This window comes from Nocardioides sp. P86 (genome assembly GCF_023712465.1).
Classification (GTDB): domain Bacteria; phylum Actinomycetota; class Actinomycetes; order Propionibacteriales; family Nocardioidaceae; genus Nocardioides; species Nocardioides kribbensis.
The window spans coordinates 444,240-458,679 of sequence record NZ_JAMAYE010000002.1 but is presented as its reverse complement, the minus strand read 5'-3'; the positions used below and the strand labels follow the sequence as shown (position 1 = coordinate 458,679).

Annotated in this window: 14 protein-coding genes; 2 read left to right on the top strand and 12 right to left on the bottom strand. The window is 75.1% G+C overall.

Translation table 11 applies throughout. From position 1 onward, the window contains the following. Nucleotides 1-125: 125 nt before the first annotated feature. Nucleotides 126-1,778, top strand: coding sequence for an LCP family protein (locus M3673_RS19650; RefSeq protein WP_251533265.1), 1,653 nt, complete (start codon nucleotides 126-128; stop codon nucleotides 1,776-1,778). A gap of 22 nt (nucleotides 1,779-1,800) precedes the next feature. On the opposite strand, the gene M3673_RS09695 is transcribed toward M3673_RS19650, so the two are convergent. From M3673_RS09695 to M3673_RS09675, 5 genes are all read right to left on the bottom strand, one after another. Beyond that, the gene (locus tag M3673_RS09695) at nucleotides 1,801-2,772 is read right to left on the bottom strand and encodes an aldo/keto reductase (protein ID WP_251533263.1); all 972 of its coding nucleotides are present in this window, start codon (nucleotides 2,770-2,772) and stop codon (nucleotides 1,801-1,803) included. Between the two features lie 95 nt (nucleotides 2,773-2,867). Further along, nucleotides 2,868-3,665, bottom strand: a complete 798-nt coding sequence (locus M3673_RS09690; RefSeq protein ID WP_251533261.1) for an FAD:protein FMN transferase — start codon at nucleotides 3,663-3,665, stop codon at nucleotides 2,868-2,870. Further along, complete coding sequence (locus M3673_RS09685) at nucleotides 3,662-4,174, bottom strand: FMN-binding protein (protein WP_251533259.1); 513 nt, start codon at nucleotides 4,172-4,174, stop codon at nucleotides 3,662-3,664. Before M3673_RS09685 ends, M3673_RS09690 begins: the two co-directional genes overlap by 4 nt. Nucleotides 4,175-4,178: 4 nt before the next feature. Continuing rightward, nucleotides 4,179-5,591 (bottom strand): ferredoxin reductase family protein, encoded by a 1,413-nt coding sequence (locus M3673_RS09680; RefSeq protein WP_251533251.1) that lies wholly within the window; start codon nucleotides 5,589-5,591, stop codon nucleotides 4,179-4,181. Then, nucleotides 5,588-6,166: a hypothetical protein gene (locus M3673_RS09675; RefSeq protein ID WP_251533249.1), complete on the bottom strand. Its 579-nt coding sequence runs from the start codon at nucleotides 6,164-6,166 to the stop codon at nucleotides 5,588-5,590. The genes M3673_RS09680 and M3673_RS09675 overlap by 4 nt, the downstream gene beginning before the upstream one ends. 255 nt (nucleotides 6,167-6,421) lie before the next feature. Here M3673_RS09675 and M3673_RS09670 point away from each other — a divergent pair, with 255 nt between their 5' ends. Further along, nucleotides 6,422-6,940, top strand: a complete 519-nt coding sequence (locus M3673_RS09670; protein WP_251533247.1) for a DUF3145 domain-containing protein — start codon at nucleotides 6,422-6,424, stop codon at nucleotides 6,938-6,940. A gap of 92 nt (nucleotides 6,941-7,032) precedes the next feature. On the opposite strand, the gene M3673_RS09665 is transcribed toward M3673_RS09670, so the two are convergent. From M3673_RS09665 to M3673_RS09635, 7 genes are all read right to left on the bottom strand, one after another. Continuing rightward, nucleotides 7,033-7,527, bottom strand: coding sequence for a hypothetical protein (locus tag M3673_RS09665; protein WP_193661002.1), 495 nt, complete (start codon nucleotides 7,525-7,527; stop codon nucleotides 7,033-7,035). 160 nt (nucleotides 7,528-7,687) lie between these two features. Next, nucleotides 7,688-9,124, bottom strand: coding sequence for an acyl-CoA carboxylase subunit beta (locus M3673_RS09660; RefSeq protein WP_251533239.1), 1,437 nt, complete (start codon nucleotides 9,122-9,124; stop codon nucleotides 7,688-7,690). Beyond that, nucleotides 9,121-10,389 carry a beta-ketoacyl-ACP synthase II gene (gene fabF, locus M3673_RS09655; protein WP_056903929.1) on the bottom strand — a complete coding sequence of 423 codons (1,269 nt, stop codon included), beginning with the start codon at nucleotides 10,387-10,389 and terminating at the stop codon, nucleotides 9,121-9,123. Before fabF ends, M3673_RS09660 begins: the two co-directional genes overlap by 4 nt. A gap of 148 nt (nucleotides 10,390-10,537) precedes the next feature. Continuing rightward, complete coding sequence (locus tag M3673_RS09650; RefSeq protein ID WP_056864248.1) at nucleotides 10,538-10,783, bottom strand: acyl carrier protein; 246 nt, start codon at nucleotides 10,781-10,783, stop codon at nucleotides 10,538-10,540. Between the two features lie 123 nt (nucleotides 10,784-10,906). Further along, nucleotides 10,907-11,917: a beta-ketoacyl-ACP synthase III gene (locus M3673_RS09645; protein WP_056864249.1), complete on the bottom strand. Its 1,011-nt coding sequence runs from the start codon at nucleotides 11,915-11,917 to the stop codon at nucleotides 10,907-10,909. After that, nucleotides 11,917-13,101: an acyltransferase domain-containing protein gene (locus M3673_RS09640; protein ID WP_193661000.1), complete on the bottom strand. Its 1,185-nt coding sequence runs from the start codon at nucleotides 13,099-13,101 to the stop codon at nucleotides 11,917-11,919. The genes M3673_RS09645 and M3673_RS09640 overlap by 1 nt, the downstream gene beginning before the upstream one ends. Before the next feature lie 91 nt (nucleotides 13,102-13,192). After that, nucleotides 13,193-14,422, bottom strand: coding sequence for a CdaR family transcriptional regulator (locus tag M3673_RS09635; RefSeq protein ID WP_056864251.1), 1,230 nt, complete (start codon nucleotides 14,420-14,422; stop codon nucleotides 13,193-13,195). Nucleotides 14,423-14,440 lie beyond the last annotated feature (18 nt).

Sequence of the window (14,440 nt, the reverse complement as noted above, 5' to 3'; positions counted from 1 at the left end):
GGTGAGGGCGTCGACCCCGGCGGGGTGATCGGGCAGGGTGCTATTTTCCGCCGAGGGTGGTGCGAGCCGTGCCGGTGCACCGGCCCGACAGGAGCAGGCCGACCGGACCGAGGGAGAGGCGCCGCGTGGAGGACGTGTCACGTGAGCCCGGTGCCGTGCCGGCCCACCCCGGATCCCCGTCGCCCCCGGCGCCCCGACGCGGACGCCGGCGGGCCAGCAGCCGACCTGCCCTCGCCCGGCGTACGCGGCGGGCCCGTCCCTCCGCCTCGCCCTCCGCCTCGTCCTCCACCCAGCCTCCCACCCGCCGCCGCGGCGGCGCCCGCGCCGACCGGCGCCGGCGCCGCGCCGAGGGCCTGCCCGGCACGCTCGGGGTGACGCTGCTCGGCGCGCTCGTGCCGGGAGCCGGCTTCCTCTACACCGGACGCCGCCTGCTCGGGGCCCTGGTGCTGCTGCCGGTGCTGGCCCTGCTGGGAGGCGCGGCGTGGTACGTCGGGCGCGACCTGCGCGCCCTGCTCGCCTTCGCCGTCGACCCCACCCGCCTCACCATCGCCGCGGTCGTGCTGGTCCTCGGCCTCGCGACCTGGGTGGCCGTGGTCTACCTGACCTACCGCCAGGTCAGGCCCCCGAGCCGACCCCGGTGGCACACGGCGGTCGGCCACGGGTTCGTGCTGGTGCTCTGCCTCGCGATCGGCGCGCCCTTCGCGGTGGCGGCGCGCTACGCCCAGGTGCAGGCCGGGCTGGTCGGCACCGTCTTCGACGACGACCGCAACGAGAGCGCCACCGTGCCGACCGACGTCACCGAGGAGGACCCCTGGGGCGGGCGGGAGCGGGTGACCGTGCTCCTGCTCGGCGGCGACGGCGGCGAGGGCCGCACCGGCGTGCGCACCGACACCGTGATCCTGCTGAGCATGGACACCACCACCGGCCGCGCGGTCACGGTGAGCCTGCCGCGCAACCTGATGAACGCGCAGTTCCCCGAGGACAGCCCGCTGCACGACCTCTACCCGACCGGGTTCAGCGGGCCCGAGGACGACGGCTTCTACATGCTCAACGCCATCTACGGACAGATCCCCGAGCGTCACCCGGGCATCTTGGGAAAGAGCGACAACGAGGGTGCCGACGCCCTCAAGCAGGCCGTCGAGGGCAGTCTCGGGGTGCCGGTCGACTACTACCTGCTGGTCAACCTCAAGGGCTTCGAGGACGTCGTCGACGCCATCGGCGGCATCACCGTCAACGTCAACGAGCCGGTCGCCATCCAGGGCAACACCGACCTGGGCATCCCGCCGGTGGACTACATCGACCCCGGCCCCGACCAGGAGCTCGACGGCTTCCACGCGCTGTGGTTCGCCCGCGGGCGCTACGGCTCCGACGACTACGAGCGCATGGACCGCCAGCGCTGCGCCGTCGACGCCATCATCGAGGCCGCCGACCCCATGACCGTGCTGCAGCGCTACCAGGCCCTGGCCGAGACCGGGCAGGAGATCGTCTCCACCGACATCCCGCGACGGATCGTGCCGGCGCTGCTCGACCTCGCCCTGAAGGTCAAGGACGCCAAGGTCAAGTCGGTCGTCTTCCGGCCCTCCGAGCGGTTCTTCTCCGGTGACCCCGACTTCGACTACATGCGCCAGGTCGTGGCCAAGGCCCTCGAGCCGCGCTCGCGACCCGGGCTGGGCAAGAAGGACCCCGGCCGGGCCGAGGACCCCGAGGACTCCTGCGCCTACGCGCCCGCCGACGGCACCGACGCGACCGGCAGCACCGACACGGCCGCGTCGTACTGACCCGGGCGGTCCCGGCGGGACCTCAGCGGTGCCCGGCGACCGCGTGGGGCACGTAGCCGGAGCCGAGCTCGTCGAGCTCGTCGTCACTGAGCTCGAGGTCGACCGCGGCCACGGCGTCGGTGAGGTGGTGGGCCTTGGTGACACCGACGATCGGCGAGCTGACCACGGGCTGGTGCAGCAGCCAGGCCAGCGCGACCTGCGCCGGCGCGACACCGCGTCGCTCGGCCAGGGCGAGCACCGTGGCGACGATGTCGGCGTCCTCGTCGCGGTAGAGCGTGCCGCCGAACTCGTCGGTCTCGGTGCGGGAGGTCTCGGTGTCCCAGGGGCGGGTCAGCCGTCCCCGGGCCAGCGGGCTCCACGGGATGACCCCGACCCCCTGGTCGGCGCAGAGGGGGAGCATCTCGCGCTCCTCCTCGCGGTAGAGGAGGTTGTAGTGGTCCTGCATCGACACGAAGGGCGTCCAGCCGTGGGTGCGCGCGACCTCCTGGGCCTTCGCGAACTGCCAGGCGTACATCGAGGAGGCGCCGAGGTAGCGCGCCTTGCCCGAGCGGACCACGTCGTGGAGCGCCTCCATGGTCTCCTCGATCGGCACCTCGGGGTCCCACCGGTGGATCTGGTAGAGGTCGACGTAGTCGGTGCCGAGGCGGCGCAGCGACGCGTCGATCTCGTGGAGGATCGCACCGCGCGAGAGGCCGGCCCCCTGGGGTCCGGGCCGCATGCGGCCGTGGACCTTGGTGGCGAGCACGACCTCCTCGCGCCGGGCGAAGTCGCGCACGGCGCGGCCGGTGATCTCCTCGCTGGAGCCGCCGGAGTAGACGTTGGCGGTGTCGAGCACCGTCACCCCCGCCTCCAGGGCGTCGCGGATGATCGCCCGGCCGGCGTCCTCGTCGAGCACCCACGGGTGACCGCCCCGCGACGGGTCGCCCCAGCTCATGCACCCGAGGGTGACGACGGAGACCTCGAGGCCGCTGCTGCCGAGTCGTGTGTAGCGCATGGGCCCATCCTGCGACGGGCTCCCAAGCCGGCCCGGTGTGGACTCGGTGCGGAAGGGGTGCGGGTGGGGTGCGGGTGGGGATGGGCGTTGCGTGGTCAGCGCGGGGTGGCGAAGGTGCTCCTGGTGCCGTCGTCGTGGACCACCAGCCCCGAGCGCCCGGGGCGCTGCCGCAGCCACGCGAGTGCGTCGGGGCCCAGGGCGTAGGCGCAGGTGGCGTCGACGTCGGCCTCGGTGAGGGTGGGGGCCACCACCGTCACCTGCCGCACCCCGCGGGCCGTGCGGCCGGTGCGCCCGTCGAGCAGGTGGGCGCCGCGGTGGGTCGTGCCCGAGGTGGCGACCGCGCCGTTGCCGACCGGCACCACGGCGAGCAGCCGCGACGCGTCGCGCGGGTCCTCGACGCCGACCCGCCACAGCGGCGTACGCCGGCTCCGGGTGCGGCAGAGCACATCGCCGCCGCCCGACAGGCACCAGTCGGTGCCCGCCAGCGGCTCCAGCGCGCGGGCCGCCCGGTCGAGGGCCCAGCCCTTGGCCACGCCCGTCGGGTCGAGACGCACGCGGCCCGCGGCGTCGGGCAGGCGCAGCGTGAAGGCGCCGCCGGAGTCGCGGGCGGCGTCCTCCCCGAGGGCGAGCACCTCGGCCAGCTCCGGTGGGCACTGCGCCAGGGAGACCTCGCCGCGGTCCAGTCGCGAGACCCAGGAGTCCTCGCGCCAGGTGCTCAGCAGCGCGTCGCTGCCGCGCAGGCTCGTCGTGACCGCCGACCAGGCCTCGCGCGCGGCCGGGTCGTCGGGGTCGGCGGCGTGTGGCCCCCGCAGCGCGAGGCTGACCGGCAGGCCCATGACGTGGTCGACGTGGCGGCGCGTCGGGCCGGGTGCGGTGGCCGCGGGGGCGCTCACAGGCCGGCCTGGTCGAGTGCGTCCTGCAGCGAGCCGAGGTAGCCCTGGCTGGTCACGGTGGCGCCGCTGACCATGTCGATCTCGGCGCTCTGGGCGTCGAGCGTCTCCTGCACCAGCACCGGCAGCGCGTAGGCGTTGATCTCCTGGTCGTGGCCGTTGCCGGAGGGGTACTGCAGCACGTCGACCCCGGTGATCGCGCCGCCGCCGTCCACCGTGAGCCGCACCTGCACCGGCCCCCACTGGGTCTGCACCACGCTGCCGGTCACCGTGCTCGACCCGCCGGAGCCGCCCGAGCCGGCGTCACCTCCTCCCGCCCCTGCGCCGGTCGACCCACCGGTGGTGCTCCCGCCGGTGGTCCCGCCCGTGGTCGTGCCGGCGGTGCTCGTGGTGGTGGCGCTGTAGGAGGGGAGGGCCGCGGTGGTGCTGGGGCCCTCCAGCGAGGTGCGGTAGCCCAGGAGGAGCACGACGGTCGACAGCGTGCTGAGGGCCCACAGGGAGATGCGTCTCATCGGGTCACCACCGGAAGGTCTCGAGATGGACGTGGTCGGGGTGCGCGCCCGCGGCGCGCAGGCTGGCGACGACGGAGTCGCTCCAGCCGTCGGGGCCGCAGACGAAGACGTCGCGCTCGGCGACGTCGGGCACGAGGCGGAGCAGGGCCGTCGTGTCGTCCACGGGCGGCACGCCGTCGCCGAGCCAGGAGCCGGGAGCCCGGCGGGGGCCGGGGAGCCCCACGAGGCGCAGGCCGCGCTCACGGGCCAGCACGGCGAGCTCGGCGCCGAGCAGCGGCTCCCGGGCGTAGCGGTGGAGCACGACCACGTCGCCCGGGGCCTGGTCGAGCCCCTCGGCCAGCGCGCGCAGCGGGGTGATGCCGACGCCCGACCCCACCAGGAGCACGCCCCGGCGGGTGCGGGCGCGCGCGGTGAGGCGTCCGAAGGGGCCCTCGACGAGCACGCGGGTGCCCGGTCGCAGCGAGGCGACGGCGGCGCTGCCGTCACCGAGCGCCTTGACCGTCAGGCGCAGGCTGCGCCCGTCGGGGGCGGCCGAGAGCGAGTAGGGGTGGGCGCGCGACCAGCCCGGGCCGGTCAGGAAGCGCCACAGCAGGAACTGCCCGGCCTCGACCCGCAGTCGGTCGAGGCGTCCGGTGAGGTAGACCGACACCGCGGCGTCGCCCTCCGCCACCACCGAGGTGACCCGGAGGTCCAGGCGCCAGGAGCGCCACAGCGGCAGCGCCACGCGCCACACCAGGACGGCGCCGGCCGCCGCCGCCCAGGCGCTCCACCAGTAGACGGTGGCCGCGGTCGAGGCGAGCAGTTCCTGCCCGGTCCACAGCTGGTGGGGCAGCGCGAGCCCGACCCCGAGGTAGGCGTAGAGGTGCAGCAGGTGCCACGACTCGTGGCGCAGCCGGGAGCGCGCGGCGCGGACGCTGGTCACCACGACCACGACCAGGCAGACCAGGCCGGCGAGCGCGAGGAGCATGCCCGGGTAGTCGACGGTGAGGTCCCAGGCGGTCGCCGGAGTGGCGAGCAGGTCCCCGGCGGCGTAGCCCCAGACGATCAGACCGACGTGGGCCAGCACGAGGTCGAAGGACACGAAGCCGACCACGCGGTGCAGCCGTGCCAGTCGGTCCTGGCCGAAGGCGCGCTCGAGCCACGGCAGCCGCGCCATGAGCAGCACCTGCGCGAGCAGCAGGTCGGAGCCGACCAGCCCGACGAGGCGGCCGCTGGAGAGCAGCCCCGTCTCCCAGCCCGCCAGGTCCTGCACCCCTCCGCCGGCGACCCACCAGTAGGTGACGACGAGCAGGCTCAGCCAGAGCGCCGCCACGGCCGAGGTCCGGACCGCGGCATCGACGCGCGCGGCCCGGGTGTCGAGCGCCGCGGACGTGCTCGGGACCCCCTGCGGTGCCGGGGGAGCGGCGAGGGTGGTCACGTGGCCGAGCCGCTCGCGTCGTCGTCGGTCGTGGCGCCGGGAGTGGCGACGTCGGGCGCGGTCCCCCTGGGAGCGGTGCCGTCGGGCAGGGTGCCGTCGGGTGCCGTGCCGTCGGGCAGGGTGCCGTCGGGAGCGGCGGGGAACCCTCCCGCGGGGCCGTCGCCGTCGGGGCCACCCTGAGCGGGGAAGCCACGGTCCTCGCCGTCGCCGGGTCCGTAGCCCGACGGCGCGCCCGGCACGCCGGTGCGGTCGCCGTCGGGACCGGTCGCCCGGGCCACCGCGAAGCCGCCCGCGGCCGAGCCCAGCAGCAGCAGTGCGGCGAGCGCGCCGGCGGCGGCCACCCGTGCGCCGCGCCGCCGGGGGAGTCGCTCACGCCACGGGCGGCGGGTGGACGGGGGCGCGGCGGCAGCGGTGCCCGTCGGGGTGCCCGTCTCGGCGCTCGTCTCGGCGCTCGGAGCGGGGGCCTCGGGCGGGCGTGCGGCGGCGAGCGGTGCGGTGGGCGCCGCGGGGTCGGTGGGCTCCCAGCGCGAGCCGCTGGGGGTGGGCCGGTCGGTGCCGGATCGGTCGTCGCTCACGGTGGTGTCCTCTCGCCAGGTCTGCGACGTCGCTCGACGTCTCACACCGAGGACCCTCGCCGGGGCGGCTGGCAGCACCACCGGCACCACCTGTGCGTCACCTGTGAGCCACCGACGGGATGTCGTGCTGGTGCCCGGGGCCGGTGTGCGGCACAATGGGGCGCACAACTACACGAGTGTCATTCGTGCGACCGACATCTGACGACGAGACCGCTGGGGAAGGCGTAGCTCGCGCCGCAGATGAAGGAGGTCACGGTGACCACACAGACTGCCACCCGCAATTCGACGAGGGGCGTGCTCTACGTGCACTCAGCGCCCTCGGCGCTGTGCCCGCACGTGGAGTGGGCCGTCGGCGGAGTGCTCGGTGCCGCCGTCAGCCTCGACTGGACGCCGCAGCCGGCGCAGTCGGGCACGTACCGAGCCGAGCTGTCCTGGGCAGCCTCGGCCGGCAGTGCTGCCGCCATCGCCTCGGCGCTGCGCGGCTGGAACCACCTGCGCTTCGAGGTCACCGAGGAGCCCACCAGCGCCACCGAGGGCACCCGCTTCTCCTACACCCCCGAGCTCGGCGTCTACCACGCCGTCACCGGGCTGCACGGCGACATCATGATCCCCGAGGACCGGCTCAAGGCCGCGGTCGTCAAGGCCGCGCTGGGCGAGGTGACCCTGCTGACCGAGATCGACAAGCTGCTCGGCAAGCCGTGGGACGACGAGCTCGAGACCTTCCGCCACGCGGGCGACGGCGCGCCGGTGCGCTGGCTGCACCAAGTCGTCTGAGGGCGTCGGGCCGGTCGCCGACGCCGGTCCGGCACCCCGCAGGGCCGACGCCGTGAGGTCCCGCCGAGCCCGGTGCCGCGCGAGCCGTCGGGTCAGCCCGGCAGGCGCAGGCGGAAGCGGATCGGCTTGATGAAGCCGTCGTGGATCTCGTCGACGTTCTGCAGCGTGAGCTTGCCGCGCAGCGTGAAGCGGCCCGGCACGGTCGCGGTGCGGCAGAAGCGGACCGAGTCCACCCCGGTCTTCGGGTCGGCGCCCTTGAGCAAGGCGCCGGCCGCGACCCGCTCGCCCCGCCGGTCGACCAGGAACGTCTCCAACGCCCACTGGTCGAAGCGCGGCTTCACCTCCACCTCGTAGCGGTAGCGGTAGTCGTGGCAGCCCTTGCGCAGGATGCCGTCGCCGCGCTCGATCTGGGCGAAGCGGGCGAAGCCCTCGTGACCCGGGTGCGCCGGCGCCGGCGCAGCGGGCCCGAGCACGGCGGCGCCCAGCGCCGTGGCCGCCGCGACGGCCAGGGCGCCCGCGCGCGGGCCTCGGGCCGCGCGGGCGCGGCGGGTGGACGGGCGGATCAGCGCGAGCGTGGTGGCGGGCATGGGGGTCGACCTCCCGGGTGGTCGTCGTGTGACGGTCGTCTCCCCAACGTGCCACGGGCGCCACGGTTACGCGACACGCCCCCGGATCGTGGGACGACCCGGGGGCGTGCTGGTGCGCGCTGGTGCGTGCGGGGGCGCGGCGGGGTGCCGACGAGGAGCCTCAGAGCGGGATGTTGCCGTGCGCGCCGTGGCGTACGCCGACGCTCTGCACGGCCTCGTCGATGGCGCGCGCGATCATGCTGCGGGTGCGCTCGGGGCTGACGACCTCGTCCACGACCCCGATCTCGACGGCCTTGTCGACGCCACCGGCGATGCGCTCGTGCTCGGCGGCGAGCTCGGCCTCGACCTGGGGACGGATCTCCACCGACACCTCGGCGAGCTTGCGCCGGTGCAGGATGCGCACCGCGGCGACAGCGCCCATGACCGCGACCTCGGCCCCGGGCCAGGCGAACACCTTGGTGGCACCGAGCGAGCGGGCGTTCATGGCGATGTAGGCGCCGCCGTAGGTCTTGCGGGTCACCAGGGTCACCCGGGGCACGACGCACTCGCCGAAGGCGTGCAGGAGCTTCGCGCCGCGACGCACGACGCCGTCCCACTCCTGACCGACACCGGGCAGGTAGCCGGGCACGTCGACGAGGACGATGAGGGGCACCCCGAAGGCGTCGCACATGCGCACGAAGCGGCTGGCCTTCTCCGCCGACAGCGAGTCGAGGCAGCCGCCGAGGCGCAGCGGGTTGTTGGCCACGACACCGACGGTGCGCCCGCCGAAGCGGCCCAGGGCGGTGACGATGTTGGGCGCCCACCGGGCGTGGAGCTCCTGGGCGGTGCCCTCGTCGAGCACCGACTCGACCAGCGGGTGCACGTCGTAGGCGCGCTTCTTCGACTCCGGGAGCAGGGCCGCGAGGTCGCGGTCCTCGACGTCCTCGACGCGCAGGCTGCCCTGGGCGCCGAGCAGCGAGGCCACGCCGCGGGCGCGCTCGAGGGCCTCGGCCTCGGAGTCGGTGAGGATGTGCACGACGCCGGAGCGGCGACCGTGCGGCTCGGGACCACCGAGACGCAGCATGTCGACGTCCTCCCCGGTCACCGAGCGCACGACGTCGGGCCCGGTGACGAAGATGCGTCCCTCGGGGCCGAGGACGACCACGTCGGTCAGCGCCGGGCCGTAGGCCGCGCCGCCGGCCGCGGGGCCGAGCACCACGGAGACCTGCGGGATCTTGCCCGAGGCCTGGGTCATCACGTGGAAGATGCGGCCCACGGCGTGCAGGGAGAGCACGCCCTCGGCCAGGCGCGCCCCACCGGAGTGCCACAGGCCCACGATCGGCACGCCGTCGGTCATCGCGCGGTGGTAGGCGTCGACGACCACGCGGCAGCCCACGTCGCCCATCGCCCCGCCCATGACGGTGGCGTCGGAGCAGAACGCGACCACGGGCGAGCCCGCGACCTTGCCGATGGCGGCGAGCATGCCGGAGTCGCCGTCGGGGGTGAGCAGCTCCATCGAGCCCTCGTCGAAGAAGGCGGTCAGGCGCAGGACCGGGTTGCGGGGGTCCTGGTCGCGGGGGAGCTTCGCCGGCTTGGCGGGCGCCGCCTGGACGCTCATCGGTAGGTCCCGAACGCGACGGCGACGTTGGCGCCGCCGAAGCCGAAGGAGTTGTTGAGCGCCGCGATGTCGCCGTCGCGCAGGGTGCGGGCGGTGGTGGCGATGTCGAGCTCGACCTGCGGGTCGAGGTCGTCGAGGTTGATCGTGGGCGGCACCAGGCGGTGGTGCAGCGCCAGCACGGTCGCGATCGACTCCAGCGCGCCGGCGCCGCCGAGCAGGTGGCCGGTCATCGACTTGGTGCTCGTGGTGACGACCTCCGAGGCGTGCGAGCCCATCACCGCGTGCAGCATCAGGCCCTCGGCGATGTCGCCCTGCGGGGTCGAGGTGGCGTGGGCGTTGACGTGGACGATGTCGGCGGGGCTGATGTCGGCCTCGAGGAGGGCCCGCTTGATCGCGCGGGTGCCCCCACGACCCTCGGGGTCGGGCTGGGCGATGTCGTGGGAGTCGGCGGTGATGCCGGCGCCGAGCACCTCGGCGTAGATGCGCGCACCGCGGGCGCGGGCGTGCTCCTCCGACTCCAGCACCAGCACGCCGGCGCCCTCGCCGAGCACGAAGCCGTCGCGCCCGGTGTCCCAGGGACGGGAGACGGTGGTGGGGTCGCCGCCCTCCTCGCTGCCGGTCTTCGACAGCGCCATCATGTTGGCGAAGGCCGCCATCGGCAGCGGGTGGATCGCGGCCTCGGTGCCGCCGGCGACGACGACGTCGGCGCGGCCGAGGCGGATCTGGTCGATGGCCAGCGCGATGCTCTCGTTGCCCGAGGCGCAGGCGGAGACCGGGGTGTTCACGGCGGCGCGGGCGCCGACGTAGAGGCTGATGTTGGCGGCCGGCGCGTTGGGCATGAGCATGGGCACCGCCAGCGGGGAGACGCGGCGGGGGCCCTTCTCCTTGAGCACGTCGTAGTTCGACAGCAGCGTGGTGACACCGCCGATGCCGGAGGCCATCGCGACGCCGAGGCGGTCGCGGTCGAGCTCGGCGTCGAGGAGGCCGGCGTCGGCCCACGCCTCCATGGCCGCCACCATCGCGAACTGCGAGGAGCGGTCGAGACGCCGGGCCTTGACCCGCTCGAGCACCTCGGTGGGCTCGACGGCCACGCGACCGGCGATCTTGACCGGCATGTCCGCGGCCCACTCGTCGGTCAGGCGCCGGACGCCGGAGCGGCCGGCGACGAGCGCGTCCCAGGTGGTGGCGACGTCGCCACCGACGGGGCTGGTGGTGCCGAGCCCGGTGACCACGACTCGGGTGCGGGCGGATGGCGCGGATGTCATCGTCAGGGTGTCCTCACGTGCGGGAAGGGACGCGTCGGGCGGTGCTGCTGCGCCCGCCCGACGCGGGTGGTGCGGGGCGGCCCCGGGGTCCGGGGCCGCCGTGGTGCTGCTGCGTGCTGCTGGGGTGGTGCTGGGGTGGTGCTGCCGGTCAGGCGGAGGCGCGCTCGATGAACGCGACGGCGTCGCCGACGGTCTTGAGGTTCTTGACCTCGTCGTCGGGGATGGACACGCCGAACTTCTCCTCGGCGGCCACGACGACCTCGACCATCGAGAGCGAGTCGACGTCGAGGTCGTCGACGAAGGACTTGTCGAGCTGGACGTCGTCGGCGTCCACGCCGGCGACCTCGTTGACGATCTCGGCGAGGTCGGCGCGGATCTCTTCGGTGGTGGGCATCGCGTGATTCCTTCTCTGTGGTGGCCGCGGGAGGTCCCCGCGGGGGTTCGGGTGGTGCGTCGGGTACGTCGGGGGCGTGCGGTCGGGCCCCTGCCGGGCCCGCGCGGGGCCGGTCAGGGCCGGTCAGGGGATGGTGACGACCTGCGCGGCGTAGGAGAGCCCGGCGCCGAAGGCGATGAGCAGCGCGAGGTCGCCGGAGCGGGCGTCGCCCTCGGCCACCATGCGGTCCAGCGCCAGCGGCACGGAGGCGGCGGAGGTGTTGCCCTGGTCGACGATGTCGCGGGCGATGCGCACGTCGGCCGGCAGCTTCATGGCCCGCGCCATGGTGTCGGTGATGCGGTTGTTGGCCTGGTGGGGCACGAAGCAGTCGAGGTCGTCGACGGTGATCCCGGCCCGCTCGACGGCCTCCAGCCCGGTCTTGGCCATCTGGAAGGAGGCCCAGCGGAAGACGGCGTTGCCCTGCATCACCAGGTGCGGCACGCGGGGCTCCTCGGAGGTGAGCGCCTGGTGCCAGTCCTCCCGGGTGCGGATGAGGTCGTACTGCTCGCCGTCGGAGCCCCAGACGACCGGGCCGATGCCCGGGGTCTCGCTCGGTCCGACGACCACGGCGCCCGCGCCGTCGGCGAAGATGAAGGCGGTGCCGCGGTCGGTGGGGTCGGTGATCTCGGAGAGCTTCTCGACCCCGATGACGAGCACGTGCCCGGCGCTGCCGCCGCGCACGAGGTCGGAGGCCAGGGCGACGCCGTGGCAGAAGCCGGCGCACGCCGCGGAGATGTCGAAGGCCGGGGCGTGGTCGGTGCCGAGCTCGTGGGCGACGGCGGTGGCCAGCGACGGCGTGCTGAGGTGGTGGCTGACGGTGGCGACGATGACGCAGCCGATGTCGCCCGGCTCGAGGCCGGCGCGCTCGACGGCCTGGCGGGCGGCGCCCACGGCCATCACCTGCACCGTCTCCTCCTCGGTGGCCCAGCGCCGCTCGCGGATGCCCGAGCGCTGCTGGATCCACTCGTCGGAGGAGTCGATGGCCTCGACGACCTCGGAGTTGGGGACGACCCGCGAGGCGCGGTAGGCGCCGACGCTCTTGATGGCGGCGTGGGCGGCGCCCTGGGCGGTGCGCAGGCCCGTGGTGGCGGCCATCAGCTGGCGCCGTGGGGGTGCAGGCGCAGCAGGGGCTGACCGGGGGAGACCAGGTCGCCGTCCTCGACGAGCCACTCCACGACCTGGCCGCCGTGGTTGGCGGTGACGACCAGCTTGTCGCGCGAGCTGGCGACCTCGCCGATCACCGCGCCCGCGGCCAGCTGGTCGGTGGCGCCGGCGGCCTCGTCGCGGTGGAAGGTGCCCTTGGTGGGGGAGACGACCATGCGCCAGGTGGGGCTGTTCTCCATGCCCGCGGACTCGCCGTGCTTGTCGCAGAAGGCGCGTGCGTCGTCGAGCTGGTCGGGTGTCTTGAGGGCGAAGGTCTCCACGCCCTTGAGCGCCCGCTTGGCGATGCCGGTCAGGGTGCCGGCCGGCGGCATCTCGAGGATGCCGGTCACGCCCAGGTCCTCCATGGTCTCCAGGCACAGGTCCCAGCGCACCGGGTGGGAGATCTGCCCGACCAGGCGGCGCAGCACCTCGCGACCGTCGTGGACGACCTGCCCGTCGCGGTTGGAGATGACGCGGGTGCGGGGGTCGTGGGTCGACACGGCGCGGGCGAGGTGGCCGAGGTGGCCGACCGCGGGCTCCATGTGGTGGGTGTGGAAGGCGCCGGCGACCGAGAGCGGCACGAGGCGGGCCTTGGCCGGGGGATCGGCCTTGAAGGCCTCCAGCTGCTCCAGGGTGCCCGCGGCGACGACCTGGCCGGGGCCGTTGTCGTTGGCGGCGGTGAGGCCGTGCCGGGCCAGGCCGGCCAGCACCTCCTCGCGGTCGCCGCCCAGCACGGCGGTCATGCCGGTCGGGGTCGCGGCCGAGGCCTCGGCCATGGCCTTGCCGCGCTCGCGCACCAGCACCATGGCCTGCTCGGCGGTGATGACGCGGGCGCCCGCCGCGGCGGCGATCTCGCCCACGGAGTGACCGGCCACGGCCCCGATGCGCTCGAAGGCGTCGCCGGGGTGCGGGAAGAGCGCGAGCGCCGTGACCAGACCGGTCGCCACCAGCAGCGGCTGGGCGACCTTGGTGTCGCGGATGGTCTCGGCGTCGGCGTGGGTGCCGTAGTCGACGAGGTCGAGGCCCGCGACGGTGGAGAGCCACTCGAAGCGGGCGGCGAAGGTGGGGTCCTCGAGCCAGGGGGTGAGGAATCCGGGCGACTGGGCTCCCTGACCGGGAGCGACGATGACGAGCACACCCCCACTCTGCCGGGGCCCGGGGCCGGGACCCACCTGCGGCGCGCACCAAGTGCGCGGCTCGAAGTTGTAGGAACCCGACAAATCCGGTTTACAGATGTGTCGTGGTGTCCGACGCCGGTCGTGCCGGGGTCCGCCGACCCGACTGCCGCCCGAGCACCAGCGCCATCTCGAGGGTGAAGGCGTCGCGCGGCTCGCCGGGCGCATAGCCCGTGAGGTCGGCGACCTGCCGCAGCCGGTAGCGCACGGTGTTGGCGTGGACGAAGAGCGCCCGCGCGGCGCCCTCGATGGAGCCGCCGGCGGCGAGGTAGGCCGCGAGCGTCTCCACCAGCGTGCCGCGAGCCCCGACCAGGCGGAGGTAGACGTCCTCCACCAGGTGGCGCCGGGCGTGGCCGTCGCCCACCAGCACCCGCTCGGGCAGCAGCTCGTTGGCCAGCACGGGGCGCGGCGCCTCGGGCCAGCCGCTGGCGGCGCGCAGCGCCGAGACCGCGGCCCGGGCCGAGACGTGGGCCTCCGCGAGGCTCCCGGCGACGGGCCCGACCACGACCGGTCCCTCGCCGAAGAGTCCGACGACCACGTCCGCGGCGGCGCGGGGGTCCTCGACGCCGCCCAGGATGACGACGAGCCGCTCGCCCTGCACGGCGCACAGGGCGTCGGTGCCCGCGGCCCGGGCCCGTCGGCGCGCCTCGTCGAAGAGGTCGGTCTCGGTGCGTCGCGCCGGCGCCGACCCGAGCACGACCACGACCCGGCCGCGCGCGGTCCACCCGAGGGCGCTGGCGCGGGACAGCACGGTCTCGTCGGCCTCGGCGCGCAGCACCGAGTCGACGACCAGCGCCTCGAGGCGGGCGTCCCAGGCGCCGCGGACCTCGGCGGCGCGCGCGTAGACCTCGGCGGTCGCGAAGGCGATCTCGCGGGCGTAGCGCAGCAGGGCGGCGTGCACGTCGACCGCCTCCTCGGGCTCCAGCACGCTGTCGACGTTGCTCTCGACGACCTCGATCGAGAGCCGCACCAGGTCGACGGTCTGGCCCAGGGTGATGACGCCGGCCAGGGTGCGGGGCGCGGCCTCGAAGATCGACCCGGCCAGCGCCGGCCCGGACCCGGGGGTCCCGCCGTCGGCGCCGTACCACTCCACGAACCCGCGCACGCCCGCCTGCACGATGAGGCCGACCCAGGAGCGGTCCTCGGCGCTGAGCTCGCGGAACCACGGGACGGAGGCGTCCATGCGCGCCGTGGCGGCGGTGCTGAGGGCGCCGGTGGCGCGCAGCAGGCGCGCCGCGGCGCGGCGCCGCTGCTCCGAGGGGTCCGCGGCGGCAGGGGGCACGCCCCGAGGCTAGTGCCC